Here is a 26,588-nt window from a genome sequence, read left to right as displayed (position 1 = left end):
CTCGCCCTGGCGCTCTGTGCGCCGCGCACACGTCCGTACGAACACGTCCATACGAACACGCTCAGGACCGCGGCGGGGATGGTGAGGGGGTGGTGCGGGGGGGGTGGTGCGGGATCGCGGCCGGGCGGGGATGCCGGACTCAGCTGTCCAGTACCGCCAGCGCGTCGATCTCGATCAGGAGGCCTGCCGGGAGGCCGACGTAGACCGTCGTGCGGGCTGCCGGGGCCGCGGTGAGGTGTCGTGCGAAGTACTCGTTGTAGAGCGCGTTCATCTCGGCGAAGTGGTCCACGTCGGTCAGGTAGACGCGGATCATCATCACGTCGTCCCAGGTGGCGCCGCCCTCCTCCAGGATCACCTGGACGTTGGCGAGGGTCTGGAGGGTCTGGTCGCGGAGGGTGGGGCCGGCCGGGGTCGGGGGCTGCCCCTCGACGGCCGGGAGGAAGCCGACCTGGCCGGCGACCTGGAGGATGTTGCCCTTTTTGACGCCGTGGGAGAACTTCGCGGGCGGGGCGGTGTGGGTCTTCGGGGTGAGCGCGATCTTGTCGGTCATACGGTGTCCTTCGCTGGGGTTCTGCCGGAGTACTCGCCGCTGATCGCGTCCGCGGTGCGGCGGACCAGCGGCAGCAGGGTGAGGAGTTCGTCGGCGGTGACGACGACGTTGGGCGCGGAGACCGACATCGCGGCGACGACCCGGCCGTCGGCGCCGCGGACGGGCGCGGCGACGCAGTTGATGGACTCCTCGTGGCCGCCGAGGTCGGTGGCCCAGCCCTGTTCGCGGACCCGCGCCAGCTCCTTGAGGAAGGCGGGGGCGTTGGGGGTCGAACGGGGCGTGTACATGGGGTAGTCGAGCTTCTCCGCGAGGGCGCGGCGCTCGGCTTCGGGGAGGTCGGCGAGGCACAGCTTGGCGACGGCGGCGACCGTGATGGCGACCGGCTTGCCGATCCGGGAGTACATACGGACCGGGTAGCGGCTCTCGACCTTGTCGATGTAGAGGACCTCGTTCTCCTCGTAGACGGCGAGGTGGACGGTGTGGCCGCAGTGCTCGTTGAGGCGTACGAGGTGGGGGTGGGCGATCTCGCGGATGTCGAGGTTCTCCACGGCCTCCTGGGCGAGGGCGAAGAGGCGGGCGCCCAGGCGGTAGCGCTGGTCGGACTGGCGGTAGACGAGGCCGTGTTCGTGGAGGGTCCGCAGGAGGCGCAGGGCCGTGGACTTGTGGACGCCCAGGCGGTCGGCGACCCGGCCGAGGTCGGCGGGGCCCTCGGCCAGCAGCGGCAGGATGCTCAGTGCGCGGTCGACGGTCTGGCTCATGGGGTGCGTACCTCCTCGGGGGCCTGATCGGCTTGCGTCCAGCCGGGGCCGAGTCGAAGTCTCCCCCACGCCTCGTCGGACAGGGCCGCCAGGCGATCGGCGAGGTCACGGGACGGCGGGGCGGCGAGGTCTCCGGGGACGGTCAGGGCGGCCGCGGCCATGAGATGACCGTGCCGGAGCCGGGCACGGTCGGGAAGGCCGCGGAGTGTCGCGGACAGAAACCCGGCGGCGAAGGCGTCCCCGGCCCCGATGGTCGCCACGACTTCGACGTCCAGGGCGGGGACGAAGGTTTCGTGGGCGGGGGTTCCGAGGGCGGAGGCTTCGCGAGCGGAGGCCCCGAGGGCGGAGCTCCCGAGGGCGGAGGCTTCCCGAGCGGAGCTCCCGAGGGCGGAGGCTCCGAGGGCGGAGGCTTCCCGAGCGGGGGTCCCGAGGCCGGGGGTCCCGAGGGCGGAGGCTTCCCGAGCGGAGGTCCCGAGGGCGGAGGTCGAGCCGGGGTGGGTGCCGCTCGCCCCGACCGGCCGGGAGCCGCCGTCCGTCGGCCAGATGCCGCCGTCCATGGGCCGGGAACCGCCCGGGGCGGACTGAGAACCCTCAGCGCCGCCGCCCCGGCCACCGTTCTTGAGTCGCGAGCCACCGTCCACGGCCCGGGAACCGCCCGGGTCGGCCGGACCATCCTCAGCCCCGCCGCCCCCGCCGCCCCCGCCGCCGTCCACAGGCCGGAAGCCGTCCTGGCCGGGCTGACTGCCCTCTGCCCGGCCGCTATCTGCCCAGCCGCTCTCGGCCCGACCGTCCTCAGCCCGGCCCCGGCCCGGGCCCCGGCGGAACAGCGTCGCTCCGCGCGCCCCCTGCTTCACCACCAACACATCCGGCTCCGGCAGCAGCCTCCGGACCGCCGTCGGTCCGCCCGTGATGCCCCAAACCTCCTTCGCCTCGTCCTCGCCGACGAACACGAGGTCGGCGGCGCGGGCCAGTTCGAGGAGGACGCGCGGGCCGTCGGCGTCGTGCCACAGGCCCGGCCGGTGGTTGACGTCGAAGGAGATCAGGGGGCGGCCCGGGTGGGGGGCCGTCAGCTCGCGGAGCAGCCGCAGGCAGTCGCCGGACAGGGCGGCCGTGATCCCCGAGAGGTGCAGTACGCGTCCGGCGCGCACCGCCGCGAGGTCCACGGTCCGCGCCGACATCGCCGAGGCGGCCGAACCGGCCCGGTAGTAGGCGACCTCGTGCGCGTCCGTGGCCCGGTCCCCCGCCGTACGGAAGTACACGCCCGTAGGACGCGCCGGATCCCGCTCGACGGACGTCACGTCCACGCCGTGTCCGCCGATCGTCTCGACCAGGTGGTCCCCGAACCCGTCGGCCCCCACCCGGCTCACCCACCGGACCGTGTGCCCGGCCGCCGCCAGCGCGCACGCGACGTTGGACTCGGCACCGCCGATGGCCCGCTCGAAGGAGGGGACGTCGGCGAGGCGCCCGGGGCGGGTGGGAAGGAACGTGACCATGGACTCTCCGAGCGCGACGACATCCGTGCCGGGGGTCACGATGATGGAGGCTCCTCGTCACGTCGCTGGGGCGGGCTCGGCACCGTTGACCCGGCGCTGGCTGGGATGTTAGACAGCTGCGAGCGACATACGCAATGAACGTTGCATCATTTGCAACGCACGTCGTCAGGGAGGAACCCATGAGTGTCGAGAGTGTCGAAGCGCTGGCCCGGCTGGCCGCCGAACGCGTCGACCACCGGTTCAAGGGCCTCCCCCCGGACGCCGACGGCCTCTCGGTGGCCGAACTGGCCGCGCAGGGCCGGAACCTGTTCACCGGTGGCTTCACCACTCCCGTGCTCGCCCTGTCCGCCGAGCGCCTTGAGCACAACCTGGCGCTGATGGAGACCTACGCCGCCCGCCACGGCCTCGCCTTCGCCCCGCACGGCAAGACCTCCATGGCACCGCAGCTGTTCTGGCGGCAGATCGAGCGCGGCGCGTGGGGCATCACCCTCGCCGTGCCCCATCAGATGCGCGTGGCGCGGGCGTTCGGGATCGAGCGGATCTTCCTCGGCAACCAGCTCGTCGACCCCGCCGCCCTGCGCTGGGTCGCCGCCGAGCTCGCGGCCGACCCGTCCTTCCGGTTCGTCTGTTACGTCGACTCCGTGCGCGGTGTCGAGCTGATGGACGCGGCGCTGCGGGGCTCCGCCCGCCCGGTGGACGTCGTCGTAGAGCTGGGCGCGGGCGAGGGCGCGCGTACCGGCGTCCGTACGGAGGTGGAGTGCGCGGCGGTCGCGGACGCGGTGGCCGCGACCGGGACGCTGCGGCTGGTGGGGGTCGCCGGGTACGAGGGCGAGGTGCCGCGGGCCGACCCCGAGCGGGTGGGTGCGTGGCTGCGCCGGCTCACCGCGCTGGCCGTCGACTTCGACAAGGCGGGGCGGTTCGCGGGGCTGGACGAGGTCGTGGTCAGCGCGGGCGGCAGCGCCTGGTTCGACACGGTGGCCGAGGTGTTCGCCGAGCTCCCCGAACTGTCCGTGCCCGTACTGAAGTTGCTGCGGTCGGGCGCGTACGTCTCGCACGACGCCGGCCACTACCGCCGGATCACCCCCTTCAACCGTGTCCCCGAGGAAGGCGCCCTGGAGCCCGCGTTCCGGCTCTGGGCCCAGGTCGTCTCCCGCCCCTCCCCCGACCAGGCCTTCGCCAACGCGGGCAAGCGCGACGCCGCGTACGACCTCGACCTGCCCGCCGCCGAGGTCGTACGGGACGCCGCCACGGGCACGGTCCGCGACGCCGCCGGGCTCACGGTGACGGGCCTGTCCGACCAGCACGCGTGGCTGCGCACGGAGGCCGGGGCCGCGCTGGAGGTCGGCGACTGGGTGGGGCTCGGGTTGTCGCATCCGTGCACGTCGTTCGACAAGTGGAAGCTGATTCCGGTGGTGGAGGCGGACGGGACGGTCGTGGACTACGTCCGCACGTTCTTCTGAGCCCACCGAACCTCCGCCCGGCGCCCACCCCTCCCGCCCGCCTCCGGTCCCCGAAAGGTGGCACACATGGACCTGGTCTTCCGTGACGCCGAGGTCGTGGACGGTTCCGGCGCCCCCTCCTACCGCGCCGACGTGGTCGTGGCGGACGGCAGGATCACGTCGATCGTCAAGGAAGCGGCCGCGGCGGGGTGCCAGCGCCCCCGGGCCACGCGGGAGCTGGACGCCGAGGGCCTGGTCCTGGCTCCCGGCTTCGTCGACATGCACGCCCACAGCGACCTCGCGCTCCTGCGGGACCCCGAGCACACCGCGAAGGCGGCGCAGGGGGTGACCCTGGAGGTCGTCGGCCAGGACGGGCTGTCGTACGCGCCGGTCGACGACCGCACCCTCGACGAGGTCCGCCGCGCGATCACCGGCTGGAACGGCCACGGCGACGACATCGACTTCACCTGGCGCTCGGTCGGCGAGTACCTGGACCGCCTCGACCACGGCTTCGGCGGCGAGGGCATCGCCGTGAACGCCGCGTACCTCGTCCCGCAGGGCACGGTCCGCATGCTCGCCGTGGGCTGGGAGGACCGGAAGGCGACACCTCAAGAGCTGGACCGTATGCGGGAGTTGGTGGCGGCGGGCCTGCGGGAGGGCGCGGTCGGCATGTCGTCGGGCCTCACCTACACCCCCGGCATGTACGCCGAGGACGCCGAACTCACCGAGCTGTGCCGGGTGGTGGCGTCGTACGACGGCTACTACTGCCCGCACCACCGCTCGTACGGGGCGGGCGCGCTCCAGGCGTACGAGGAGATGGTCGCCCTGACCCGCGAGGCCGGCTGCGCCCTCCATCTGGCCCACGCCACCATGAACTTCGGCGTGAACAAGGGCCGGGCGCCCGAGCTCCTCACCCTCCTCGACGACGCGCTCGCGGCCGGCGCGGACATCACGCTCGACTCGTACCCCTACACCCCCGGCTGCACGACCCTCGTGGCGCTGCTGCCGAGCTGGGCGAGCGAGGGCGGTCCGGAGGCGATTCTCGCGCGGCTGAGGGACGACGACACGGCCGAGCGCGTCCGGCACCACATGGAGGTCGTCGGCGCCGACGGCTGCCACGGCGTGCCCGTCGAGTGGGACACCATCGAGCTCTCGGGCGTCACCGACCCGGCACTGTCGTCGTACGTGGGCCGCACGGTCGCGCGGTCGGCGGAGGAGCACGGCGAGGACCCCTGGGTCACCGCCCGCCGGCTGCTCGTCGAGGACCGGCTCGGTTCGACGATCCTCCAGCACGTCGGGCACGAGGAGAACGTGCGGACCATCATGCGCCACCGCGTCCACACCGGCGGCTCCGACGGCATCCTGCGCGGCGACAAGCCGCACCCGCGCGCGTACGGGACGTTCCCCCACTATCTCGGCCGGTACGTGAGGGAGTTGGGTGTGCTCTCCCTGGAGGAGTGCGTCGCCCACCTCACCTCACGCCCCGCCGCGCGGCTCCGCCTCGCGGACCGGGGACTCGTCCGCGAGGGGTACCGCGCCGACCTCGTCCTCTTCGACCCGGCGACCGTGGCCGCCGGGTCGACGTACGAGGCACCGCGCACCCTGCCCACCGGGATCCCGTACGTCCTGATCGACGGCCGTTTCGTCATCGAGGACGGCCGCCGGACGGACGTACTGGCGGGCCGGGCGATCCGGCGGGGGCACTGAGGGTGTTCGCTACGGCTTTCGCTACGGCTTGGGAAGGATGCAGCCGCTGCGGGTGAGGTCGAGCTTGTTGTCCACGCCGAAGCAGGCGGGGACGTGCCAGGTCTGCTGGGCGTAGTTGATGCCCTGGCGGACGGTCACGGTGCCGTTCGCGTCGACCTCGCAGGGGTTGTTGACGGTGCAGCGCTCGCCGCTCTCGTTGCCCGTGTTGTTGACGCCGACGACCTTGCCGGTGGCGTCATTGAGGACCGGGGAACCCGAGGTGCCGCCGATGGTGTTGCAGGCGGAGGTGTAACGGATCGAGTCCTTCCAGGTCCAGTCGCCCTCCTTGAGGCGGTACGCGTTCCCGTCGACACTGCAGCTGTAGATCCGCTTCCAGTACCCGGAGACGACCTTGATGGCGGTGCCGGCGGCCGGGCGGGCGGTGTCGTAGACCAGGGCGTCGATGCCGTACGAGCTCTTGATCTGCGCGTAGGTGGTGGTGAGCTGGTACAGCGCCATGTCGGTGTCGGTCATCGTGCCGTACGCGATCTTGCTGGCGCGCAGCGTGCCGACGCGGGTGCCGGCGGAGTTGAGCAGACCGAAGGTGCGGGTGGAGGCCTTGTCGACGATGACCTGGCCGGCGGCCGGGAAGCCGCTCTCCAGACAGTGGCCGTTGGTCATCACCAGCGCCGGGTCGTTGTCCTCGGAGGCGGGCATCCGGACGACCGAGCCGGAACAGTTGCTGAGCGAGACGGTGCCGGCGAAGTTGACGGCCTGGACCGCCGGGGCCGGGGCCGCGACGTCGGCCACGGCCTTGTTCGCCGTCCCGACGAGCGTCCCGACCGCCGTCTTCACGGGCGCCGCCGCGGGCTCCGGCGCCGCGACCGCCGGTGCCGCGCCCGCCCCGGTGATCACCAGGGCGAACAGCGAGGCAACGAGAGGCTTTCTCATGTGGGGGTCCCCTCTTGCTACGTGGGTGACAGAAGATCTTCCGGCCACCGCAGTTTGTCATGCGCATTGTGAAGGTGAAGTGCAGGACGAGCAAGGAGTTGGTTCCGGCCGCGCGATCTTCGGCCAGGGGGTGGGTCGGGGTCGAGGGGTGGGTCGGGGTCGAGGGGTGACTGGAGACGGGAGACGGGAGACGGGAGACGGGAGACGGGAGGCGGGAGGCGGGAGGCGGGAGGCGGGAGGCGGGTGATGAGGCACGGGTGATGAGGGACGGGTGACGGGAGACGAGCGACAGGAGGCAGGCGACGGGAGGCGGTGCGGATGGCGCGACGGCGGCAGAGGCGAGCGAGGCGTCAACTCGCCCGCTCACCACATGTCTTCATATGGCTGGCCCGACGGGCGGCTCCGCATGCCTCACCTGTGCGCACCGCCCGGCGGCGGCCGGCGCGGTGCCGCGGCGCACGGGCAGGACGCCGAGCGCGTCCGACAGGGGCACGCGCCCCCCGTCCACCGGCACGCGCGGTCACCACTGACCCGCCGGACCGCATCCCCGCCACCGACGCCCCCCCGACGACCAGGGGCTTCCCCCACTCCGGTCACCGCCGAGCGACCCCCTGGGGCCTCCTGGGCTACCTGGGGCCCTTCGTCGCTCCTTGGCCCCGGCCCTGGTTGCCGTTGGAGTTGCCTCGGGGTGAGGACGTCGCCGGGGCGGAGGGCGAGGCGGACGAGGTGGCCGAGGTCGGGGTGGGGGATGTGGAGCCGGAGGGCTCGGGAGTGGTGGCGGCCGAGGAGGGCCGCGTGGAGGTGTCGGGGGATGCCGTGGCCCCCGTACCGGCGGATCCGCCGGCCGACGGGGAGGCCGTCTCCGCGTCGCCGGACGGAGCGGCGGCCGGGGTGGACCCGAGGGGCGCCGGGGCATCCGGACCTTCCTGGCCCGAGGGGCCGGACCCGGCCAGTCCGGCCACCGCGACGCCCACGAGCACCGCGGCGCCGATACCGCCCGCGATCAACACGCGGCGGCGCCGGGCCCGGCGCCGCCCGAGCGTGACCCGCCGACCGTCCAGCGGCCGCGCCCGACGCCCGGCCGCGTCCAGGGCCTCCGGGTCGCCCTGCCCACCCCTCGCGCCCGGGCCACCTGCCCCGTACGGCGCACCCTCGGCATACGGCGCGCTCTCGGCGTACGGCGCACCCTCGGCGTACGGCGGCGCATCCGTCGCGTACGCCTCGGCCTCGCCGTACGGCACCCGCCCCGCCGCAGAACCGTTTCTTCCGCCCGAGCCGTCCCCGACCGCACCCGGGCCGTCCACCACGATCTCGTCCAGCTGAACGGTGTCGTCGTACGCGTTCTGCCAGCCGTGGGCGGCGGCGGGGTCCGTGAACGCCTCGTAGGCGGGGGTGCCATGGGAGTCGTCGAGGGGGTGGTACACGTTCGGCGGTCTCCGGAGGTCGGCCTCGTTCCGGTCCGGTCCGTGCGACCTGTCCACGCCGCCCACCCCATTCATGTCGTTCCGCTGCTTTCGTGTCGTGTGCCGTATGACCACGTGCCGCGCGGTCGAGGACCGGGCGGTGGGGACGGCCGGGCCTGCTGGCGGATTGTAGAGAGGAGGAGGGCCGGGGGGACAGCCGCGGGGCATTTCGGCGTATAGCGGCCCGTCCACGTGGTGGAAAACACGACCCGGAACGCGTTACCGGGCCGTAAGCTCACGGACATGCAGGTGATCCAGTCGACCAAGCTCGCCAACGTCTGTTACGAGATCCGGGGCCCGGTGCTCGAGGAGGCGATGCGGCTAGAGGCTGCGGGGCATCGGATCCTCAAGCTGAACACCGGGAATCCGGCCGCGTTCGGCTTCGAGTGTCCGCCGGAGATTCTGGAGGACATCCTCCGGAACGTGTCGTCGTCCCACGGGTACGGCGACGCGAAGGGCCTGCTCGCCGCGCGCCGGGCGGTCGTCATGCACAACCAGACGATCGGCATCGAGACGGACGTCGAGCACGTCTTCATCGGCAACGGCGCCTCCGAGCTGATCGTCATGGCGATGCAGGGCCTGCTCGACGACGGCGACGAGGTCCTCGTACCGTCCCCGGACTACCCGCTGTGGACGGCGGCGGTCTCCCTGTCCGGCGGTACGGCCGTGCACTACCGCTGCGACGAGCAGTCCGACTGGATGCCGGACCTCGCGGACGTGGAGCGGAAGGTCACCGACCGCACCAAGGCGATCGTCATCATCAACCCGAACAACCCGACGGGCGCGGTGTACGACGAGGCGATGCTGCGGGGCCTGACGGACATCGCGCGCCGCCACAACCTCCTCGTCTGCTCGGACGAGATCTACGACAAGATCCTCTACGACGGCGCCACGCACACCCCGACCGCCGCGATCGCCCCCGACCTGCTGACCCTCACCTTCAACGGCATGTCGAAGGCGTACCGGGTGGCCGGCTACCGGGTGGGCTGGATGGCCATCTCCGGGCCGCGCGCGCACGCCGACTCCTACATCGAGGGTCTGACGATCCTCGCGAACATGCGGCTGTGCGCGAACATGCCGGGGCAGCACGGCGTCGTCGCCGCACTCAGCGGACGCCAGACGATCAACGACCTGGTCCTGCCGGGCGGCCGGCTCAAGGAGCAGCGGGACGTCGCGTACGAGCTGCTCACACAGATCCCGGGCGTCTCGTGCGTGAAGCCGAAGGGGGCGCTGTATCTCTTCCCGCGCCTCGACCCGAACGTCTTCAAGATCAAGGACGACCGCCAGATGGTCCTCGACCTGCTCCGGCAGGAGAAGATCATGGTCGTCCAGGGCACCGGGTTCAACTGGGCCGAGCCCGATCACTTCCGGGTGGTCACCCTGCCGACGGTGGGCGACCTGCGGTCCGCGATCACCCGGATCGGGAACTTCCTGGACGGCTACGGGCAGGCGTGACGGCGCGCGCCGATCACGGCGAACCAGGACTTTCGGACGTCACTCAACTTTAGACGGAATCCAAGGTAGAGTGGTCGTCCGAGAGCTTGGAGGCCATCCCATGTACGAGCCGATCCGCACCAAGTCGGTCCACACGATGGCCGGCACCACCTCCTCCGACTTCCCTCACCGTTCGCGCGAGGAAGAGCTGGACATCCAGCTCGCGGGTCATCTGGCGGCGCTGCTGGCGGCGACCGACGAGCTCCGCGCCCTGACCCCCTCCGACGACCTCGACGCGGCGGCGGAGGCGCTGGCCGCGCGGGTCGCCCGGCTGCGGGGCGGCCTTCCGCCGGTACGCTCCGCTTCGGGCGGAGGCGAGGAGGATGTCGCCGCGCTCCACCGGCGCGCACACGCCCTCGCGGGGCGGGCCCTGGTCGTCGCGGCGTCCCGCGCGGACACGGCGTCCGCGATCCTGGCGGCCGAGCGGATGGACGCGCACGCCGGCGTCCCGCTGAGCGCCTAATAGCTCGGGGGCGAGTGCCATCGGGCGTCTACGGGTGGTGCGTGGTTGCTCACGCCGTTCCCCGCGCCCCTGAAAAGCCGGGGCTACGCCCCATGCTTCTCAGCCCACACGCCCGTCGTCTTCCAGGCCCGCAGGGCCTGGTCTTTCAGGGGCGCGGGGAACTGCGCGACCAGCCCCCACCGGACCCGCACCCACCCGACATCCGAACCCCCCGAACCCCCACCCGGCCCGGCGGAGCCCACCCGTTGTGTTCCGGGACCACCAGTTCACCGGAGGTTCACCCGCGCCGCCGAGGAACGTTGGGTTCCGGGAGCACTCTCCCCCTGTGAGACGCATCGCAGGAATCGTCCTCGCGGTACTGCTGATCGGCGGCGTGGTGGCAGCCGTCGTGGCGGGCCGGGAAACCGGGGACACGAGCACGGCAACGAAGACCGTGCGAGGAGTGATCGGGTCGGAGAAGGCGGAGTTCTTCGCCGACCCGGACGTGGTGAAGGCCCTGGCCGCCAAGGGCTACACCGTGAAGACGGAGACGTCCGGATCCTGGGCCATGGACGGCCTGGATCTGCAGGGGTACGACTTCGCGTTCCCGTCCAGCAAGGCACCCGCCGACGAGCTGGCCGAGAAGTACGGCGTACGCGAGCCGCTGCCCCGCCCCTTCTACTCGCCCCTCGTCGTGGTCTCCCACCGGGGCGCCGCCGACGTGCTGCGGCAGAACGGGCTCGCCACCCTCGACGAGGGCCGGGGCGTCCTCGCCATGGGCGCCTATCTGAAGGCCGCGGAGAACGGCCGGACGTGGCAGGACCTCAAGGGGGCAGGGAAGTACGGGGAGTTGATGGGACTCCTCTACATCTCCACCACCGATCCGACCACGTCCAACTCGGGCGCGCTCTACCTCGCCGCCGCCTCCAACGTCGCCAACGGCGGACGGGTGGTCGCGAGCAAGGGGGACCTGGACAGGACCGCGCCCCTGATGCACGAACTGATCAGCGTCCAGGGCGCCCAGCAGCCGAGCACCGACGCGGCGTTCCGTGACTTCGTCAGCGGGGTCGGCAATCCGCTCGTGCTCGTCTACGAGTCGCAGGTCGCCGCGCTGCTCGCGGAGGGCCAGAGCGTCGACGACCTGGTCGTCCTCTACCCGGACACCACCGTCTTCAGCGACCACACCGTCGTACCGGTCACGGACGAGGGGCGTGCGCTCGGCGAGCTCCTGGGCACGGACCCGAAGTTGCGCGAGCTGGCCGCCCGGCACGGGTTCCGGCCGCAGGGCGCGGCCACCGAGTTCACGTCGGCGACCGCCGACCACACCACCTACCTGATGCGGAAGCTGACCGTCCGGCAGGCGCCCGTGCCCACCTCCGAGGTACTGCACGAGATGGCGCGCCGGGCCAGGGGCCAGTAGGACGACGGGGGATCAACGGACATGACCATCGAAGACAGCAACAGCTACAGCAACCTCAACAGCACCAGCACCAGCACCAGCACCAGCACCAGCACCAGCAACCTCAACAGCAACGAGGCCGGCTTCACCCTCACCCCTCCCGAGCCGGTCGCGGCCGTGCCCCGGGAGAAGGCCGGCGGGCTCGTGCCGGTCGAGGAGTCCGTGCGGACGGACATGGCCCGCAAGGCCGAGGAGTACGTGCGCGGGCTCGCCGTCCTGGACGCCCGCTCCCCGGAGTTCGCCGGCCGGGTCGGGGAGATCACCTCGCTCGGCGCGGGCGAGATGCGTACCGCCGCCGCGCAGTCCAACCGGATGCTGGAGCGGACGGTCCGCAGCCTGCCCGACAAGGGCGGGGACGCGCAGTCGCAGGTCGCCGGCTCGCTCGTCGAACTCCGGCGGGTGGTCGAGGACCTGGACCCGCGCGATCTGCCGGCGAGCAGGGGACGCAAGTTCCTCTCCCGGCTGCCGGGTGGCAACAAGCTGCGCGACCACGTCGCCAAGTACGCCTCCGCGCAGGGGACCCTGAACCGAATCGTGGGTTCGTTGCGCGGCGGGCAGGACGAACTGCGGCGCGACAACGCCGCGTTGCAGACCGAACGCGTCCGGCTGTGGGAGACCATGGGCAAGCTCCAGGAGTACGTCGTCCTGACGGAGGCCCTGGACACGGCCGTCGAGGCGCACATCCAGACGCACTTCGACGGGGTCGACCCGCAGCAGGGCGACACCCTCCGCGCCGACGTGCTCTTCCCCGTCCGGCAGAAGCACCAGGACCTGCTCACCCAGCTGGCCGTCTGTGCCCAGGGCTATCTGGCCATGGACGTCGTGCGGCGCAACAACGAGGAGCTGATCAAGGGCGTCGACCGGGCCGCCACGACCACGGTCTCGGCGCTGCGCATCTCCGTGATGCTCGCCTCCGCCCTCGACAACCAGCGCAAGGTCGTCGACCAGGTCAACGCGCTGCGCGGCACCACCGAGGACCTCATCCGGGGCAACGCCGAGATGCTCGCCACCCAGAGCGGCGAGATCCAGCGCATCGCCGCCGACCCGGCCGTCGGCGCGGAGACGCTCCGCTCGGCCTTCCAGCAGATCTACCGCACCCTCGACGCCATCGACACGTACAAGGTGCAGGCCACGGAGACCATGGCCGCGACCGTCGAGTCCCTGACCTCGGAACTCCAGCACGCGACCCAGTACTTGGAGCGGAGCAGGAGCCAGGGAGCCCTGGAAGGCGGCCTCGGATGAGAACACGGATGAGAACACGGCTGAGAGTACGGCTGAGAGTACGGCTGGGAGTACGTACGACGACGGCCGTCGCCGCGGTGACCGCCGCCGCCCTCCTGGCCACCGCCTGCACCGCCGCGGACGGGACGGGGCTGCCCGACCCGGCCGAGGCGACCACGTACGTCCCCGGCACCCTCCGCGTCCTCGCCTCCAGTGAACTCGCCGACATGCAGCCGGTGCTGGAGCGGGTCGAGAAGGACACCGGGATCAAGGTCCGGCCCACCTACATGGGCACCCTGGACGCGGTCGAGCTGATCACCCGGTGGCGGGCGAAGGGGGCGTACGACGCCGTCTGGCTCTCCTCCAACGACTACCTGCGGCTCCGCCCGGACGCGGCCGAGGCGATCGTGTCGGAGACGCCGGTGATGTCCAGCCCGGTCGCGATCGGTGTGCGGGACGAGACCGTACGGAAGCTGGGGTGGAAGCCGGAGAACGTCACCTGGTCGGACATCGAGGAGGCGGTCACGGGCGGGCAGCTGACGTACGGCATGACCGACCCGTCCCGCTCCAACTCCGGGTTCTCCACGCTCGTCTCGGTGGCGTCAGGGCTCTCCGACGCCCAGTCCGCGCTCACGGACGCGGATGTCGCGCGGGCGACGCCCCGGCTGAAGGAGTTCTTCGCGGGCCAGAAGCTGACGTCGGGGTCGTCGGGCTGGCTGGCCCAGGCGTACGACCGGCGCGGGGACGTCGACGCGCTGCTCAACTACGAGTCGGTGCTGAAGGGGAAGAAGGGCCTGACGGTGATCCGGCCGCGCGACGGGGTCGTCACCGCCGACTATCCGCTCTCCTCGCTCACCTCCACGAGCAAGGAGGTCCGGGACGACGTACGCCGGCTCACCGACGCCCTGCGCACCCCGGACATCCAGCGGCTGATCACCGAGAAGACCCTGCGCCGCCCGGTCGTCGCCTCCGTGCCGCCCGCGGCCGGCCTCGACACCACGCGCCGCCGTGAACTCCCCTTCCCCGGCACCCGGTCCGTCGCCGACGGCCTCCTCGACGCGTACGAGAACGAGCTGCGCCGCCCCTCCCGGACCGTGTACGTCCTGGACACCTCGGGCTCGATGGAGGGCGACCGCCTCGGCCGGCTGAAGACCGCGCTCACCGAGCTGACCGGCGACTTCCGGGACCGGGAGGAGGTCACGCTGATGCCGTTCGGGTCGGACGTGAAGAGCGTGCGCACGCATGTCGTACGGCCCGAGGACCCGAAGGCCGGGCTCGACGGCATCCGCGCCGACACCCGGAAGCTGACCGCCGACGGCGACACCGCCATCTACACCTCGCTGCGCAGGGCGTACGAGCATCTCGGGGCCGCCGACCGGGACACCTTCACCTCCATCGTGCTGATGACGGACGGCGAGAACACCGAGGGCGCGAGCCCCGCCGACTTCGACGAGTTCTACGGTCGGCTGCCCGCCGGTCAACAGCGGATCCCCGTCTTCCCGATCCTCTTCGGCGACTCCGACCGGGGCGAACTGGAACACATCGCCGACCTGACCGGCGGCCGTCTCTTCGACGCCCAACAGGGCTCGCTGGACGGCGCCTTCGAGGAGATCCGTGGCTACCAGTAGGACCACCACCCAGAAGACCAGCGGCGTCCTGGCCTACCTGGAGTCCCGCAAGAACCTCACCGGCAGCGCCCTCGGGGTCGCCGGGCTCGGGCTGACCTTCGCGGGGATCGCGGGACCGTACTGGCCGGTCGTGGTCGCCGGGCTGTACGGCGTCGGCGCCCTGATCGCCCCGCCGGAGCGCCCGCCGGTGCCGGACTTCCCGGACCCGTCCGCCCAGCTCGACGAGGTGCGCGCCGACTTCGGCACCCTCCGCGCCTACCTCGACGGCATCGAGCTGCCGCCCGCCGCGGCCGGCCGCCTCACCGAGCTGACCGAACTCCTCACGGCCCTCCTCGACCCTGGCTGGGTCGCCGAGATCCTCGCCCACGACCCCGAGGGCGTCCACGCCCTCTCCCGGGCCGTGCGGCAGGACGTCCCCGAGGCCGTCGACACCTTCGTACGCACCCGATGGTGGGCCCGCCTCACCCCGGGCACGGATCCCCCGGAACGCCATCTCGAACGCCAACTCGGCCTGTTGCAGGAGGAGTTGGGACGCCTGGCGGGCGCCCTGCGGGACGCCGAGGCCCGCCGCCAGGAATCGCACACGCGGTACCTGGAGGACCGGTCGGGCTGACCGGCGGCGTCAGCCGAGGCGCGTCGGTCAGCCGAGGAGATCGGGCCGGCCGAGGTGCGTCGGGCCGGCCGAGGCGCGTCGGGTCAGCCGACGTTCGTCAGGATCACGATCAGCAGCACCACGCCGAGCACCACGGCCAGCACCTTCAACGCCGCGTACGGGGACGGGGGCTGGTCGGTCGGGGGCGGCGGGACCGGGACCGACGTGGGGCGGGGGCCGTTGAACACGTCGTGGCCGGTGACCGCCGCGCGGGTGCACCAGGGGCAGGTCGGCAGGTGGGAGCCGTAGGTGTGCAGGGGCCGTACCGTGCAGGCGCGCACCAGGCCGCGTTCCTTGTCGAGGGCGCGGAGCCAGGCCTCGGCCGGCGGCCGGGCGGCGGGATCCTGGACGCCGGGGCCGAAGGCCGCCCTGGCGAGGGTGAGGAGTTCGGTCGGCAGGACGGACGGGTCGATCGTGCCGCGCGGGATGGTGACGTGCTCCGGGCGTACGACATAACTGCAGCTCGCGGCGATGTTGTCCTTGACGGTCGACTCGGAGGCGCTCTGGTGCGGGACCCCGCCGAAGGGATGGTTGCCGGCGGTGAGCAGCTGGTAGACGAGGACGGCGAGGGCGAAGTCGTCGCTCTGCCGGGTCGCGGGGCCGCCCTCCTGACGCTCGGGGGACGAGTAGTCGGTGGTGTGCATCAGGCACGGGAAGAGTTCGCCGGTGACCGGGTCGGTGAAGGCGATGGAGTCGCAGTCGAGGAAGGTGACGAAGCCGTTGGCGTCGACGACGACGTTGCTGCTGGAGAAGTCGCCGATGACGAGGTTGTCGTAGTGCATACGGGCCGTCATGAAGGCGAGGTTCCAGGCGACGCCGAGCAGGAACCGCCAGTCGGCCCGGTCCGGGAAGAGCTTGAGGCGCTGGACGCGGGTGAACAGGCCGACCAGCTGGACGTGTTGCGGTTCGCCGAAGCGGCGCATCGCGTAGCCGAGGAACTCGCCGTTCGTGCCCCGGGCGATCGCGGTGGGCCAGGCCAGCTCGGGCGGCTGGCTGGCGTCCGTCGGGCGGGCGGCCAGCGGGGACATGGTCAGCATCCGGGCCAGCCGCCGCTCCTGGTCCGGCCCGGGTGTGTCCCGGTAGATCTTGACGACGATCCCGGTGTCCCCCTCCACCGGGAACACCGCCGCCTGCCCACCCCCCTTCAACGGCAACTCGGCCAGAGTGACCCGCCTACCGTCGAGAAAGACCGTGCGGCCGCTCATGGCCGTACCTCCGAGTGTGATGGGGCCGTTCGTCGCCGCGCGGAAGCGGTCGGCGCCCTGGCAGAGCGGTCATCGCCGGATCGCGCGGACGGCTCGTAGCAGGGTCTTGTCGTCGGCGTTGAGGGCGGTGAGGCGGTCGGAGCGGAGCAGGGCGGCCAGGTTGGGGTCGCGGTCGTCCTCGGCGGCGGTGTCGAGGGAGCGGAAGACTGCGTCGGCGAAGGAGGTGTTCGGGGACGGCGCGCCGTCGGCCGACCGGTTGAGCATGGCCTGGGCGAGCCCGTCCGTGGAGAGCAGCACTCCGTCGACCCCGTCGTCCAGGACGCACTCGGTGTGCGTCCAGCGCCCCACGTCCGGCGAGGTCAGGAACACCGTCTCGTTGCTGTACTCGCTCACCGCCGCGGCCTGCGGCAGCAGATGGAACTGGCGCTGCCCGTCCTCCGTCCCGGCCCGTACGACGACGAACCCGTCCCCCACGGTGAGGTGCCCGATCCAGCCGGGCGCGAGCACCACCACGGTGAGCGTGGTGGCGAAGTCCTGCGCGTCGGCGCCGGTCTGGTCGAGGAAGTCCTTGCTGACGTCCGCCAGGGCGTCCCGCAGCAATTCGTGCACGGCATCCCCCGGCCGCACCTCCACGGCCGCCTCGGCCCGCCGCGCGAAATACTCCGTCGCGAGCCGCACCGCGAGCCGCGCGCCCTCCTCCGACCGGGGCCGGCTGCCGGCCCCGTCGGCGACGGCGAGCACGGCGACGGACGGCGTGGCGACGGCGGCGCACGCGTCCTGGCAGGGCAGGCCCTGGCGTCGGTGCCGGTAGCCCTCGACGCTCAGTCCGTGGATGCGCCAGGGCGGGGCGGCGGTCACCTCACGCCTCCCAGGCCGGGCGCTGTGTCTTGAACTGGCTGAAGATCTTCTCGAACACCTCGTCCCCCGCCCCCTTCTGCTCGGCGTTGGCGCTGGCGGACATCATCTGGAGCAGCTCCCGGAACGGGAACCCCTGCAACCGTGCGTTGAACTTCGGCGCGAAGGCCCGCAGCACCTGCTCCCCCATGTCCGTGATCCCGCCGACGCCGATGGCGTACAGCCGGAACCGGCGGGCGCGCTGCTCCTCGGCGAGGACGGGGACCAGCCGGTGCCAGGAGTCGGTGAGATGGCCGGTCGGGTCGGTGGGCAGACCGTCCGTGACGAGGCAGATCTGCGGCCGGTAGTACTGCAGCCCGGACGCCCGCAGCTCGCTCTTGCGGGCCGCGACGATGTGCATCGCCAGCTCCAGCGCCTCGGTCATCAGGGTGACCCCGGCGGCCGTGAGCTGCGGTGCCTGGAAGGCGTGCGCGGGTATGAAGGGGCTCGTCCGGGTGCGCGGGTCGAGGAGCTGGGGCCCGCGCCAGGCGCCGACACCCTGGCCGCCGAAGGTGACGACGGCGACCTCCACGCTGTAGCTGAGGCTGACGTCGTCGTGGAGTTCGCGGGTCCACTCGGCGAGCGCGTTGTTGAGTGTCTGGATCGGCTGACCCGCCATGGAGCTGGATGTGTCGAGGCAGAGCACGAGCGGCATGCGCTGGGCGTTGTTCTCGAACTCGATGTCGGCGTACTCCGCCGGCAGCGTGGGCGGGTATTCGCTGTGCATCGTTCTTCCCCCTGTGTTTCCGATACCTCTGATGGTGCCGATGCCTACCTCGGCGTGCCGACGCCGACCTGGGCGCGCCGATGCCCACCTGGGCGTGCCGACGCCTACCTGGGCGTGCCCTTCGCGTGCCGTGCGGCCGTCGGCGGGAAGGCGTACAGGACGTCGGAGTCGCGTTCTGCCGCGTCGGTGACGTCGACGAGGCCGCCGGGCGCGGGGGGCGGCCGCTCCGGCTCGGCCCACACCGCCCGGCGCAGCACCCGGTCGACCTCGACATAGCCCTGCGGGTGGAGTTCGGTCCGTACGACGGCGGTCCGGGCGTGCCCCGGGCGGGCTCCCACCTGACGGCCGTGCCGCGGCGCGGACGCGACCCGTAGCCGAGTGGTGCTCTCGTCCCCGCCTGCTCCGGCACCGCCCCCACCGGCTCCGGCACCGCCCCCGCCTCGCGCCGCGTGCGCCGGTGCCGCCCGCGCGGGCCCGCCGGCCGGCCGGCCCGAAGACACCGCCCGGTGCCCCACGGCCACCGGGCCCCTGGACCGCCGGATCACGATCACGAAGGCGAGCAGCAACAGGGCGAGGAGAAGCCCCATCCAGAGGGCGGTCCAGGTGGCGCCGCTGTAGCCGGCGGCTTCGCTTTCGGGGGTGTCGGGCCGGTTGTCGACGGCTCGGCCCTTGTCGTCCTGCCCCTTGTCGTCCCGGTTCCTGTCACCCTCGCCGTCGGGGCCGCCGGACGAGGTCGAGGAGCCGGAGTTCCGGTCGCCGTCGACTTCGGTGATGGTGAAGCTGTTGTCGTCGGGGTCGGCGGCGAAGGCTGCCAGTTCCGAGCCTTTGAGGGTGGCCGCCCCCGGGCCGGGGCGGACCTTGGCACACAGTTGGTTCGTGTCGTCGCAGAGGCCGCTCGCCTCCAGGTCGGCCAGCGTCCGCGTCTTCAGCCGGTCGATCCTGGCACCGGGGTGGATGAGCAGTTCTTCGGCGATGAGGAGCAGCGCCGTGCCGCCCTGCCCGGTGTTCACGCCCTCCGACACCTGCACCACCAACGGGTGGGTGTCCTCGCGCAGCCGTCTGATGGCCTCATGGTGCCTCTCATCGAGGTCCTCGTACTCCAGGGGCCCTTTGAGCGTGATCACCACGGGCCCCTCGGATATGCGGCCGGCCCAGCACTCCAGCCGTTCCGTGAACCCGTCGTCGGGACACGGGGCGTCGGCCGCGGCCGACGGCCCCGCGGGAACCAACGCGGCCAACAACCCCACCAGCACACCGAGAAACGACAAACGACCCGTCGCACCCATCGCACCAACCGTTCCTGTGGACTGAGCAGAAGTGAGTCCGCTCGGCCGCACGCCCCGAACGGTCTTGGGCGTACTGGTCCCCGGCGTACTCAGCCCCGGGGCAGCGACACGGATCCTGTCCGTGGTCCGATCCCGGGAGGCCAGTTCCCTGTGCGACCTGACCATGTGGGTGTAGCCAAAGGCGACGAGGAGGCCCCGAACCATCACTCCGGTGGAGCGGGGGCCCCGCACACTGACGCCACACCCGGCGTCCCAGATCACACGACCACCGTAGCCCGCACGGCCCAGCACACCGCAAGCCCAGAAGCCGACCATCACAGCCAACTCGACCTCATGCACACTTCCTGGCGAGCAACTCCCCCCCCCCGTGGCCTGAAAGGCACGCCCCCGCGGCCCTGAAAAGCCCATCCCATAGTGGAGCAGGCAACCGGGCGGCCGGAAGGGTTTGGAGTATTCCGCCGGTGGAGTTACGGCGACGTCCGTTGACTTACGATCAGTACGCTTTTCACTTCTACAATTTGAACACTTGATGGCAACGGCTGAACATCTGCCGCGCCCGATCCACCCAGTCATTGGCCAACGCGTCGAAGTCCGCCTGGGTGATACGGCACGTCAGTGGCAGATCGCAGACTCCGGCGAGACAGGGCCGCGGCCCGCGCACGTCCCATACGGACAGCATGGGGTTCAGCTGTTCGGTATTCCAGGCGTTCGACGCGGCCGCCGCGATGGCTATTTGGTCCTGGCGCAGGAAATTCCCGTCCGTCGCGAACGCCACGAGAAGCTTCTTGGTCGTCATGAATCGCACCGTGACCATCCGCCCCGCCTCATGGAGATCGAATTGCAGGGAAACGGAGACGGTGTCGTGGACCGTGTGGTAATTCCGCCGGGCGACCCAACTCTGCACCAACTGCCGCCAGTGCGTGCCGAGGTCGTATATCTCGGCGTTGCCCCCCGGATACGAGTCGCGCCCGGAGTACGAGCCCCGCCCGGAGAAGGAGTCACGGCCGGGGCCGGACAAGGAGTCACGGCCGGAGAAGGAGTCGCGGCCGGGAGGGGAATCCCGGCCCGGGTAGGAGTCAGGCGCCGTCACGGACCACCGCCCCGACGACCATCGCGTCGGTCAGCCCGGCGTCGAGCAGTGCCTGCGCGTGCAGCAGCAGACAGGAGGGGACGGACTCGCTCGTCGTTCGGCGCCGGTGGCGCTCCTTCAGCTCCTCGTAGCGCACCTCGATGGTCCGGGCCACCTGCGGCGGCGGCCATGCCTCGGCACGCGCGTCCTCCTCCATCAACTCGGCCAGGATCGCGGCGAGCGGGGGCCGGTCCTCGGGTCGCTTGGCCAGGCAGCGTGCGATGAGGGGCCGCAGCCCCGGCGGTACGCCGTCGAGCCGGGGCTCTCCTCGGACGACCTCCACACGCACGGCCTCCCCGCTGCCGTGCGGCGGGCGGCCGGTGAGCGCGTACACCAGGACCCCGCCCAGCGCGAACACGTCGCTCGCCGGGCCGACCCGGTCGCCGCGGATCTGCTCGGGCGACATGAACGGCGGGGTGCCGACGACGACGCCGACGCGGGTGAGGCCGGGAGCGCCGTCCACGCGGGAGATGCCGAAGTCGATGACACGGGGGCCGTCCTGGGCGAGCAGGACGTTGGCCGGCTTGAGGTCGCGGTGGATCACGTGGGCGGCGTGGATGGCCTGCAACGCCTCGACGAGGCCGGCGCCGAGGGGGCGGACCTGGGCCTCGGGAAGGGGGCCGTCGGCGCGGACCGCTTCCGCGAGGGAGGGTCCGGGGACGTACAGGGTGGCCAGCCAGGGGAGTTCGGCCGTCGGGTCGGCGTCGACCACGGCGGCGGTGTAGGCGCCGCTGACCACGCGGGCGGCGGCGACCTCACGGGCGAAGCGTTCGCGGAACTCGGGTTCGGCGGCGAGTTCGTGGCGGGCGACCTTGACGGCGACCTCGCGGCCGGCGGGTGAGCGGCCCAGGTAGACCCAACCCATACCGCCGGAGCCGAGGCGGCCGACTATCTTGTACGGGCCGATCTTCATGGGGTCACTTACGGGTGTACGCACCCCGCTCACCTCATTTCGGGGTTCGGTGCGGATGTCCCGAGTGTCCCGCGAAATCCCCTCCCCGGCAGCCCTTTTCGCCCCCTCCGCCCTTACTCGTCCCTCCCCCATCCAGGGGCTGCGCCCCTTCGACCCCCATCCGCGGGTTCGGTGGGGCTTCTCGCGCAGTTCCCCGCGCCCCTGAAGGGCCTTCGGCCCTTTCGGGGCGAAAAGCACGGGGCGCAGCCCCTGCTTTTCAGGGGCGCGGGGAACTGCGCGCAAAGCCCCCACCGGACCCGCACCCGCCGACGAACCCCAGAACCCCGAGCTATCAGGCGCACAAAAAACCGCGACCGGCCAAGGTGACATCGCTGGTCAGGGCAACCCATACCCGGCCGGTCGCGGAGCGAAGGGGCGTCAGCCCAGGCGGCTCACCAGCGCCCGGTACTCGTCCCACAGCTCCTTCGGCGTGTGATCACCGAAGGTGTTGAGGTGTTCGGGAACGAGCGCCGCCTCCTCCCGCCACACCTCCTTGTCGACGGTCAGCAGGAAGTCCAGGTCGGACGAGGAGAGATCCAGCCCCTCCGTGTCCAGCGCCTGAGGCGTCGGGAGGATGCCGATCGGCGTCTCCACACCCTCCGCCTTGCCGTCCAGCCGGTCCACGATCCACTTCAGGACGCGGCTGTTCTCACCGAAGCCGGGCCAGACGAACTTGCCCTCGTCGTTCTTGCGGAACCAGTTGACGTAGTAGATCTTCGGCAGCTTCGCCTGGTCCTTGCCCTTGGCGACATCGACCCAGTGGCCCATGTAGTCGCCCATGTTGTAGCCGCAGAAGGGGAGCATCGCGAAGGGGTCGCGGCGCAGTTCGCCGACCTTGCCCTCGGCCGCGGCGGTCTTCTCCGACGCCACGTTCGCGCCCAGGAACACCCCGTGGTTCCAGTCGAAGGACTCCGTCACCAGCGGCACCGCCGTGGCGCGGCGACCGCCGAAGAGGATCGCCGAGATCGGCACGCCCTTGGGGTTCTCCCACTCGGGCGCGATGATCGGGCACTGGGAGGCGGGCACCGTGAAGCGGGCGTTCGGGTGGGCGGCCGGCGTCTCGGCGTCCGGCGTCCAGTCGTTGCCCTTCCAGTCGGTCAGGTGCGCCGGGGTCTCCTCCGTCATCCCCTCCCACCACACGTCGCCGTCGTCCGTCAGCGCCACGTTCGTGAAGACGGAGTTGCCCCACAGCGTCTTCATCGCGTTGGCGTTGGTGTGCTCACCGGTGCCGGGCGCGACACCGAAGAACCCGGCCTCCGGGTTGATGGCGTAGAGCTGCCCGTCCTCGTCGAAACGCATCCACGCGATGTCGTCGCCGATCGTCTCGACGGTCCAGCCCCGGACGGTCGGCTCCAGCATCGCCAGGTTCGTCTTGCCGCAGGCGGACGGGAACGCGGCGGCGACGTACTTCGACTCCCCCTGCGGGGGCGTCAGTTTGAGGATCAGCATGTGCTCGGCGAGCCAGCCCTCGTCGCGCGCCATCACCGACGCGATACGCAGGGCGTAGCACTTCTTGCCGAGCAGCGCGTTGCCGCCGTACCCGGAGCCGTACGACCAGATCTCGCGGCTCTCGGGGAAGTGGGAGATGTACTTGGTGCTGTTGCAGGGCCACGGCACATCGGCCTGGCCGGGCTCCAGCGGGGCACCGAGGGTGTGCACGGCCTTCACGAAGAAGCCCTCGGAGCCGAGCTCGTCCAGCACCGGCTGTCCCATACGGGTCATCGTGCGCATGGAAACGGCGACGTACGCGGAGTCGGTGATCTCGACGCCGATGGCGGAGAGCGGCGAGCCGAGGGGGCCCATGCAGAACGGGACGACGTACATCGTGCGACCGCGCATCGAGCCGCGGAACAGGCCCTTCTCGCCCTGGAAGATGTCCCGCATCTCGGCGGGGGCCTTCCAGTGGTTCGTCGGACCCGCGTCCTCCTCCTTCTCCGAACAGATGAAGGTGCGATCCTCGACCCGGGCGACATCGGTCGGGTCGGACGCGGCGTAGTAGGAGTTCGGGCGCTTGATCGGGTCGAGCTTCCGGAAGGTGCCCTTCTCGACGAGCTCCCCGCACAGGCGCTCGTACTCGGCCTCGGATCCGTCGCACCAGACCACGTTGTCCGGCTCGGTCAGTTCGGCGATCTCGTTCACCCACGCCACGAGTTCTCGGTGGGTGGTGGGGACGGTTACAGGGGGAGCCGCGATGTCGCGCGCCACGATTGCTCCTAAAAATGAGGGATTTTTTGTTGGAGGCCCCGTGGGGGCTGCGACCCGGATGCTTCACGAGGGGATCTCTGGGCGCTCATCCGGTGTCGACCGCACTCATTTGATCATCCGACGGGAGTGCCCATATGTCCAGAGGGCCGCCCACGTGAGCATGGTGACCATCACCACTCGACAACGTCCGCCCAAAAGGTTTCCGTGCGTCACCATCACTTCACCGCGGGTATCCGAATGTGCGCTCGGGTATCCCCCACGAGGGCCCCGCGTGAGACCATGGCCACTTCCGGGGACGCGAACGGCCCGCACGGTCCCGTAAGTTACGGGACCGTAGGTACGATGGAGGGCATGACAGCGTCCGTCCCCGATGCGCACGCGGAGACACCGGCCGACGGCCGCTCCTCCGACACGCGATCCCTGCCGCATCAGATCGCCCACCAGATCACCGATGAGATCAACCAGATCACCGACGAGATCAAGCCCAAACTCCGGGGCTGGCTGCATCTCGGCATGTTCCCGGCCGTGCTCGTCGCCGGCCTGGTGCTCACCGCCCTCGCGGACTCGACGCGGGGACGCATCGCCTGCGGGATCTTCGCCTTCACTGCCTGCCTGCTGTTCGGCGTGAGCGCGCTGTACCACCGGGGGAACTGGAACCCGCGCATGGACGGCATCCTGCGCCGGCTGGATCACGCCAACATCTTCCTGATCATCGCGGGCTCCTACACCCCGCTGACGATGCTGCTCCTGCCGGGTGCCAAGGGGCAGTGGCTGCTGTGGGGCATCTGGGGTGCGGCCGTCGCCGGCATCGCCTTCCGGGTGTTCTGGGTCGGCGCCCCGCGCTGGCTCTACACGCCCTGCTACATCGCGATGGGCTGGGCGGCCGTCTTCTTCCTGCCCGACTTCATGCGCACGGGCGGCATCGCCGTCCTCGTCCTGGTGATCGTCGGCGGCCTCCTCTACAGCGCCGGCGGTGTCATCTACGGCCTCAAGCGCCCGGACCCGTCACCGCGCTGGTTCGGCTTCCACGAGGTCTTCCACTCCTTCACCCTCGCGGCGTTCGTCGTGCACTACGTGGGGATCTCGATGGTCGCGTACCAGCACGCGTAAACCACCTCCCCTCCCCTCCCCCTCCCTGGCCACGGCTTCCGAGCCGTGGCCGTTTTCGTGCGCCCGTGTACGTCCACGGCATGAGCCTCGTCGTGTACGTCCACGGCATGAGCCTCGTCGTGGTCGTCCACGGCATGGGCCTCGTCCTGGCCGTGTGCGGCGGCGCGGCCCTGGTCGCCGCGCTGCCGCACACGGCCAGGACGAGGCCCTGGTCGCCGCGTTCCCGCCGAGCGCGCCGACGACGGCCCGGACCGTTGGGGGCCACCGCCCCTGACCTGGCCACCTCGAAGGCCGATACCCGACAATGACCGCATGACGGCCGCACGCCCCACCGCCCCCACCGACCGCCCCCCGCTCGGACTCCGTGAGCGGAAGAAGATCAAGACCCGCGAGGCGATCCGCGCCGCGACCTACGCACTGGTCGAGGAGCAGGGCTACGACGCCACGACGATCGAGCAGATCGCCGACCGGGCGGAGGTCTCGCCGTCGACCGTCTTCCGGTACTTCCCGACCAAGGAGGACATCGTCCTCACGGACGAGTACGACCCGATCCTCCTGGAGGAACTACGGGCCCGCCCCGCCGACGAACCGTGGCCGGACACCATCCGGTACGTGCTGCGGAAGGCCGTCCGCACGGGCATCGAGGAGGACCTGGAGGTCGCACGGCTGCGCACCCACCTGATGGTCCAGATCCCCGCGGTGCGCTCGCGCATGATGGAGAGCATGTCGGTCACCGGCCGCATGCTCTGCACCGCCATCGGCGAGCGCACCGGCCGGGACCCGGGCAGCCTGGAGGTACGCGTCTGGGCGATGTCCCTCGTCGGCGGCCTGATGGAGACCTCCCTCTACTGGGCCGAGAACGACCACCGCGACGACTTCGCCGAACTCGTCGACCGCACGCTGGACGTCCTCCAACACGGCCTCCCCAAGGAAACCGCCGAGCCCACTCCCTGAGCCCACTCCCTGAGCCCACTCCCTGAGCCCACTCCCTGAGGACATGCGCAGAGGACATGCCGGAGACCCCTGCCGGAAACCCCTGCCGGAAACCCCGAGGAAATTCCCTGAGGCCCCACCCCTCCCCCATGCCATCCTGACCAGGTGAAAGCAGCCGAGATCTACGTCGAAGTCGCCCCCGAGCTGGCCCTGTTCGTCCCCCACGGCCGGCGCGGGAGCGCGACCCCGCTGGCCACTGACGGCGTCTCGACGCTCGGCCACGTGATCGAGTCCCTCGGTGTCCCCCTCACCGAGGTCGGCACGCTGGTCGTCGACGGCCGCGAGGTGCCGGTGTCGCACATCCCGGCGGACGGCGAGTCGGTGACCGTACGCCCGGTGGAACGCCCCCAGCGGGTGCCGGGCGCCCCGCTCCGCTTCCTCCTCGACGTCCACCTCGGCACGCTCGCGCGACGGCTGCGGCTGCTGGGCGTCGACGTGGCGTACGAGTCGACGGACATCGGTGACCCGGCCCTGGCCACGCGGTCCGCCGCCGAACAGCGGGTGATGCTCAGCCGCGACCGGGGGCTGCTGCGGCGGCGGGAGCTGTGGGCCGGGGCGTACATCTACAGCACGCAGCCGGAGGAGCAACTCCGCGACGTAATCGACCGGTTCGCCCCCGAACTGCGGCCGTGGACTCGCTGCACCGCCTGCAACGGTCTGCTGAGGGCGGCGACGAAGGAGGAGGTCGCGGACCGGTTGGAGGGCGGGACGGAGCGGTCGTACGACGTGTTCGCGCAGTGCGACGCGTGTGGGCGGGCTTATTGGAAGGGCGCGCACCACGAGCAGTTGGAGGCGATCGTGCGGGAGGCGTTGAGGACGCGTACCCAGGCGGGTTGAGTACGGGAGCCGAT

Annotated in this window: 24 protein-coding genes; 12 read left to right on the top strand and 12 right to left on the bottom strand. The window is 71.4% G+C overall.

Features of this window, described 5'->3' with window-relative positions; all coding sequences use genetic code 11:
• Positions 1 to 139 precede the first annotated feature (139 nt).
• Genes OG272_RS31705 through OG272_RS31695 form a run of 3 tightly spaced genes read right to left on the bottom strand, consistent with a single transcriptional unit; the run spans position 140 to position 2,801 of the window.
• Positions 140 to 550: a RidA family protein gene (locus OG272_RS31705; protein ID WP_328223944.1), complete on the bottom strand. Its 411-nt coding sequence runs from the start codon at positions 548 to 550 to the stop codon at positions 140 to 142.
• The gene (locus OG272_RS31700) at positions 547 to 1,308 is read right to left on the bottom strand and encodes an IclR family transcriptional regulator (RefSeq protein ID WP_326578078.1); all 762 of its coding nucleotides are present in this window, start codon (positions 1,306 to 1,308) and stop codon (positions 547 to 549) included. Before OG272_RS31700 ends, OG272_RS31705 begins: the two co-directional genes overlap by 4 nt.
• The gene (locus OG272_RS31695) at positions 1,305 to 2,801 is read right to left on the bottom strand and encodes a PfkB family carbohydrate kinase (RefSeq protein WP_405896099.1); all 1,497 of its coding nucleotides are present in this window, start codon (positions 2,799 to 2,801) and stop codon (positions 1,305 to 1,307) included. The genes OG272_RS31700 and OG272_RS31695 overlap by 4 nt, the downstream gene beginning before the upstream one ends.
• Before the next feature lie 179 nt (positions 2,802 to 2,980).
• On the opposite strand from OG272_RS31695, the gene OG272_RS31690 reads away from it, so the two are divergent.
• Positions 2,981 to 4,261 carry an amino acid deaminase gene (locus OG272_RS31690; protein ID WP_328223943.1) on the top strand — a complete coding sequence of 427 codons (1,281 nt, stop codon included), beginning with the start codon at positions 2,981 to 2,983 and terminating at the stop codon, positions 4,259 to 4,261.
• A 66-nt stretch (positions 4,262 to 4,327) separates the two neighbouring features.
• Positions 4,328 to 5,947, top strand: a complete 1,620-nt coding sequence (locus OG272_RS31685; protein ID WP_327728008.1) for a D-aminoacylase — start codon at positions 4,328 to 4,330, stop codon at positions 5,945 to 5,947.
• A 21-nt stretch (positions 5,948 to 5,968) separates the two neighbouring features.
• Here the strand turns inward: OG272_RS31685 and OG272_RS31680 are convergent, their stop codons facing one another.
• Together OG272_RS31680 and OG272_RS31675 are read right to left on the bottom strand one after the other, a co-directional pair.
• Positions 5,969 to 6,877, bottom strand: coding sequence for a serine protease (locus OG272_RS31680; RefSeq protein WP_326578081.1), 909 nt, complete (start codon positions 6,875 to 6,877; stop codon positions 5,969 to 5,971).
• Positions 6,878 to 7,503: 626 nt separating this feature from the next.
• A complete protein-coding gene (locus OG272_RS31675) occupies positions 7,504 to 8,358 on the bottom strand; it encodes a hypothetical protein (protein WP_328223941.1) in 855 nt (284 codons plus the stop codon).
• 225 nt (positions 8,359 to 8,583) lie between these two features.
• Here OG272_RS31675 and OG272_RS31670 point away from each other — a divergent pair, with 225 nt between their 5' ends.
• The 6 genes from OG272_RS31670 to OG272_RS31645 all read left to right on the top strand — a co-directional run bounded on the left by OG272_RS31670 (position 8,584) and on the right by OG272_RS31645 (position 15,197).
• Entirely contained in the window at positions 8,584 to 9,795 is a 1,212-nt protein-coding gene (locus tag OG272_RS31670; protein WP_220646775.1) for a pyridoxal phosphate-dependent aminotransferase, read from the top strand.
• A 100-nt stretch (positions 9,796 to 9,895) separates the two neighbouring features.
• Complete coding sequence (locus tag OG272_RS31665; protein WP_326578085.1) at positions 9,896 to 10,297, top strand: hypothetical protein; 402 nt, start codon at positions 9,896 to 9,898, stop codon at positions 10,295 to 10,297.
• 325 nt (positions 10,298 to 10,622) lie between these two features.
• Positions 10,623 to 11,696, top strand: coding sequence for a hypothetical protein (locus OG272_RS31660; RefSeq protein ID WP_405895334.1), 1,074 nt, complete (start codon positions 10,623 to 10,625; stop codon positions 11,694 to 11,696).
• A gap of 21 nt (positions 11,697 to 11,717) precedes the next feature.
• On the top strand, positions 11,718 to 12,977 hold the full coding sequence (locus OG272_RS31655; RefSeq protein WP_405895333.1) for a toxic anion resistance protein: 1,260 nt from the start codon (positions 11,718 to 11,720) through the stop codon (positions 12,975 to 12,977).
• An 8-nt stretch (positions 12,978 to 12,985) separates the two neighbouring features.
• The gene (locus OG272_RS31650; protein ID WP_405895332.1) at positions 12,986 to 14,584 is read left to right on the top strand and encodes a substrate-binding and vWA domain-containing protein; all 1,599 of its coding nucleotides are present in this window, start codon (positions 12,986 to 12,988) and stop codon (positions 14,582 to 14,584) included.
• 28 nt (positions 14,585 to 14,612) lie between these two features.
• Positions 14,613 to 15,197, top strand: a complete 585-nt coding sequence (locus OG272_RS31645) for a hypothetical protein (protein WP_405896098.1) — start codon at positions 14,613 to 14,615, stop codon at positions 15,195 to 15,197.
• Between the two features lie 83 nt (positions 15,198 to 15,280).
• Here the strand turns inward: OG272_RS31645 and OG272_RS31640 are convergent, their stop codons facing one another.
• The 7 genes from OG272_RS31640 to OG272_RS31610 all read right to left on the bottom strand — a co-directional run bounded on the left by OG272_RS31640 (position 15,281) and on the right by OG272_RS31610 (position 23,634).
• Positions 15,281 to 16,441 carry a hypothetical protein gene (locus tag OG272_RS31640; protein ID WP_328506210.1) on the bottom strand — a complete coding sequence of 387 codons (1,161 nt, stop codon included), beginning with the start codon at positions 16,439 to 16,441 and terminating at the stop codon, positions 15,281 to 15,283.
• A 69-nt stretch (positions 16,442 to 16,510) separates the two neighbouring features.
• Positions 16,511 to 17,299: a PP2C family serine/threonine-protein phosphatase gene (locus tag OG272_RS31635; protein WP_405895331.1), complete on the bottom strand. Its 789-nt coding sequence runs from the start codon at positions 17,297 to 17,299 to the stop codon at positions 16,511 to 16,513.
• Between the two features lies 1 nt (position 17,300).
• Complete coding sequence (locus OG272_RS31630) at positions 17,301 to 18,062, bottom strand: VWA domain-containing protein (protein ID WP_326578096.1); 762 nt, start codon at positions 18,060 to 18,062, stop codon at positions 17,301 to 17,303.
• Positions 18,063 to 18,166: 104 nt separating this feature from the next.
• A complete protein-coding gene (locus OG272_RS31625; RefSeq protein ID WP_405895330.1) occupies positions 18,167 to 19,348 on the bottom strand; it encodes a hypothetical protein in 1,182 nt (393 codons plus the stop codon).
• Between the two features lie 511 nt (positions 19,349 to 19,859).
• Positions 19,860 to 20,144, bottom strand: a complete 285-nt coding sequence (locus tag OG272_RS31620) for a hypothetical protein (RefSeq protein ID WP_326578100.1) — start codon at positions 20,142 to 20,144, stop codon at positions 19,860 to 19,862.
• Between the two features lie 280 nt (positions 20,145 to 20,424).
• Entirely contained in the window at positions 20,425 to 21,414 is a 990-nt protein-coding gene (locus OG272_RS31615) for a serine/threonine-protein kinase (RefSeq protein WP_326578102.1), read from the bottom strand.
• A 393-nt stretch (positions 21,415 to 21,807) separates the two neighbouring features.
• Positions 21,808 to 23,634, bottom strand: a complete 1,827-nt coding sequence (locus OG272_RS31610; protein ID WP_327728016.1) for a phosphoenolpyruvate carboxykinase (GTP) — start codon at positions 23,632 to 23,634, stop codon at positions 21,808 to 21,810.
• Between the two features lie 351 nt (positions 23,635 to 23,985).
• Between OG272_RS31610 and OG272_RS31605 the strand changes: the two genes are divergently transcribed.
• The 4 genes from OG272_RS31605 (at position 23,986) to OG272_RS31590 (ending at position 26,574) form a co-directional block, all read left to right on the top strand.
• A complete protein-coding gene (locus tag OG272_RS31605) occupies positions 23,986 to 24,744 on the top strand; it encodes a hemolysin III family protein (protein ID WP_326578106.1) in 759 nt (252 codons plus the stop codon).
• Between the two features lie 80 nt (positions 24,745 to 24,824).
• A complete protein-coding gene (locus tag OG272_RS31600; RefSeq protein ID WP_327728017.1) occupies positions 24,825 to 25,052 on the top strand; it encodes a hypothetical protein in 228 nt (75 codons plus the stop codon).
• Positions 25,053 to 25,056: 4 nt separating this feature from the next.
• Complete coding sequence (locus OG272_RS31595; RefSeq protein WP_327728018.1) at positions 25,057 to 25,698, top strand: TetR/AcrR family transcriptional regulator; 642 nt, start codon at positions 25,057 to 25,059, stop codon at positions 25,696 to 25,698.
• Positions 25,699 to 25,842: 144 nt separating this feature from the next.
• Entirely contained in the window at positions 25,843 to 26,574 is a 732-nt protein-coding gene (locus OG272_RS31590; RefSeq protein ID WP_405895329.1) for a Mut7-C RNAse domain-containing protein, read from the top strand.
• Positions 26,575 to 26,588 lie beyond the last annotated feature (14 nt).

The organism is Streptomyces sp. NBC_00104 (genome assembly GCF_045160825.1).
Classification (GTDB): domain Bacteria; phylum Actinomycetota; class Actinomycetes; order Streptomycetales; family Streptomycetaceae; genus Streptomyces.
This window is presented reverse-complemented; position numbering and strand designations above follow the sequence as displayed.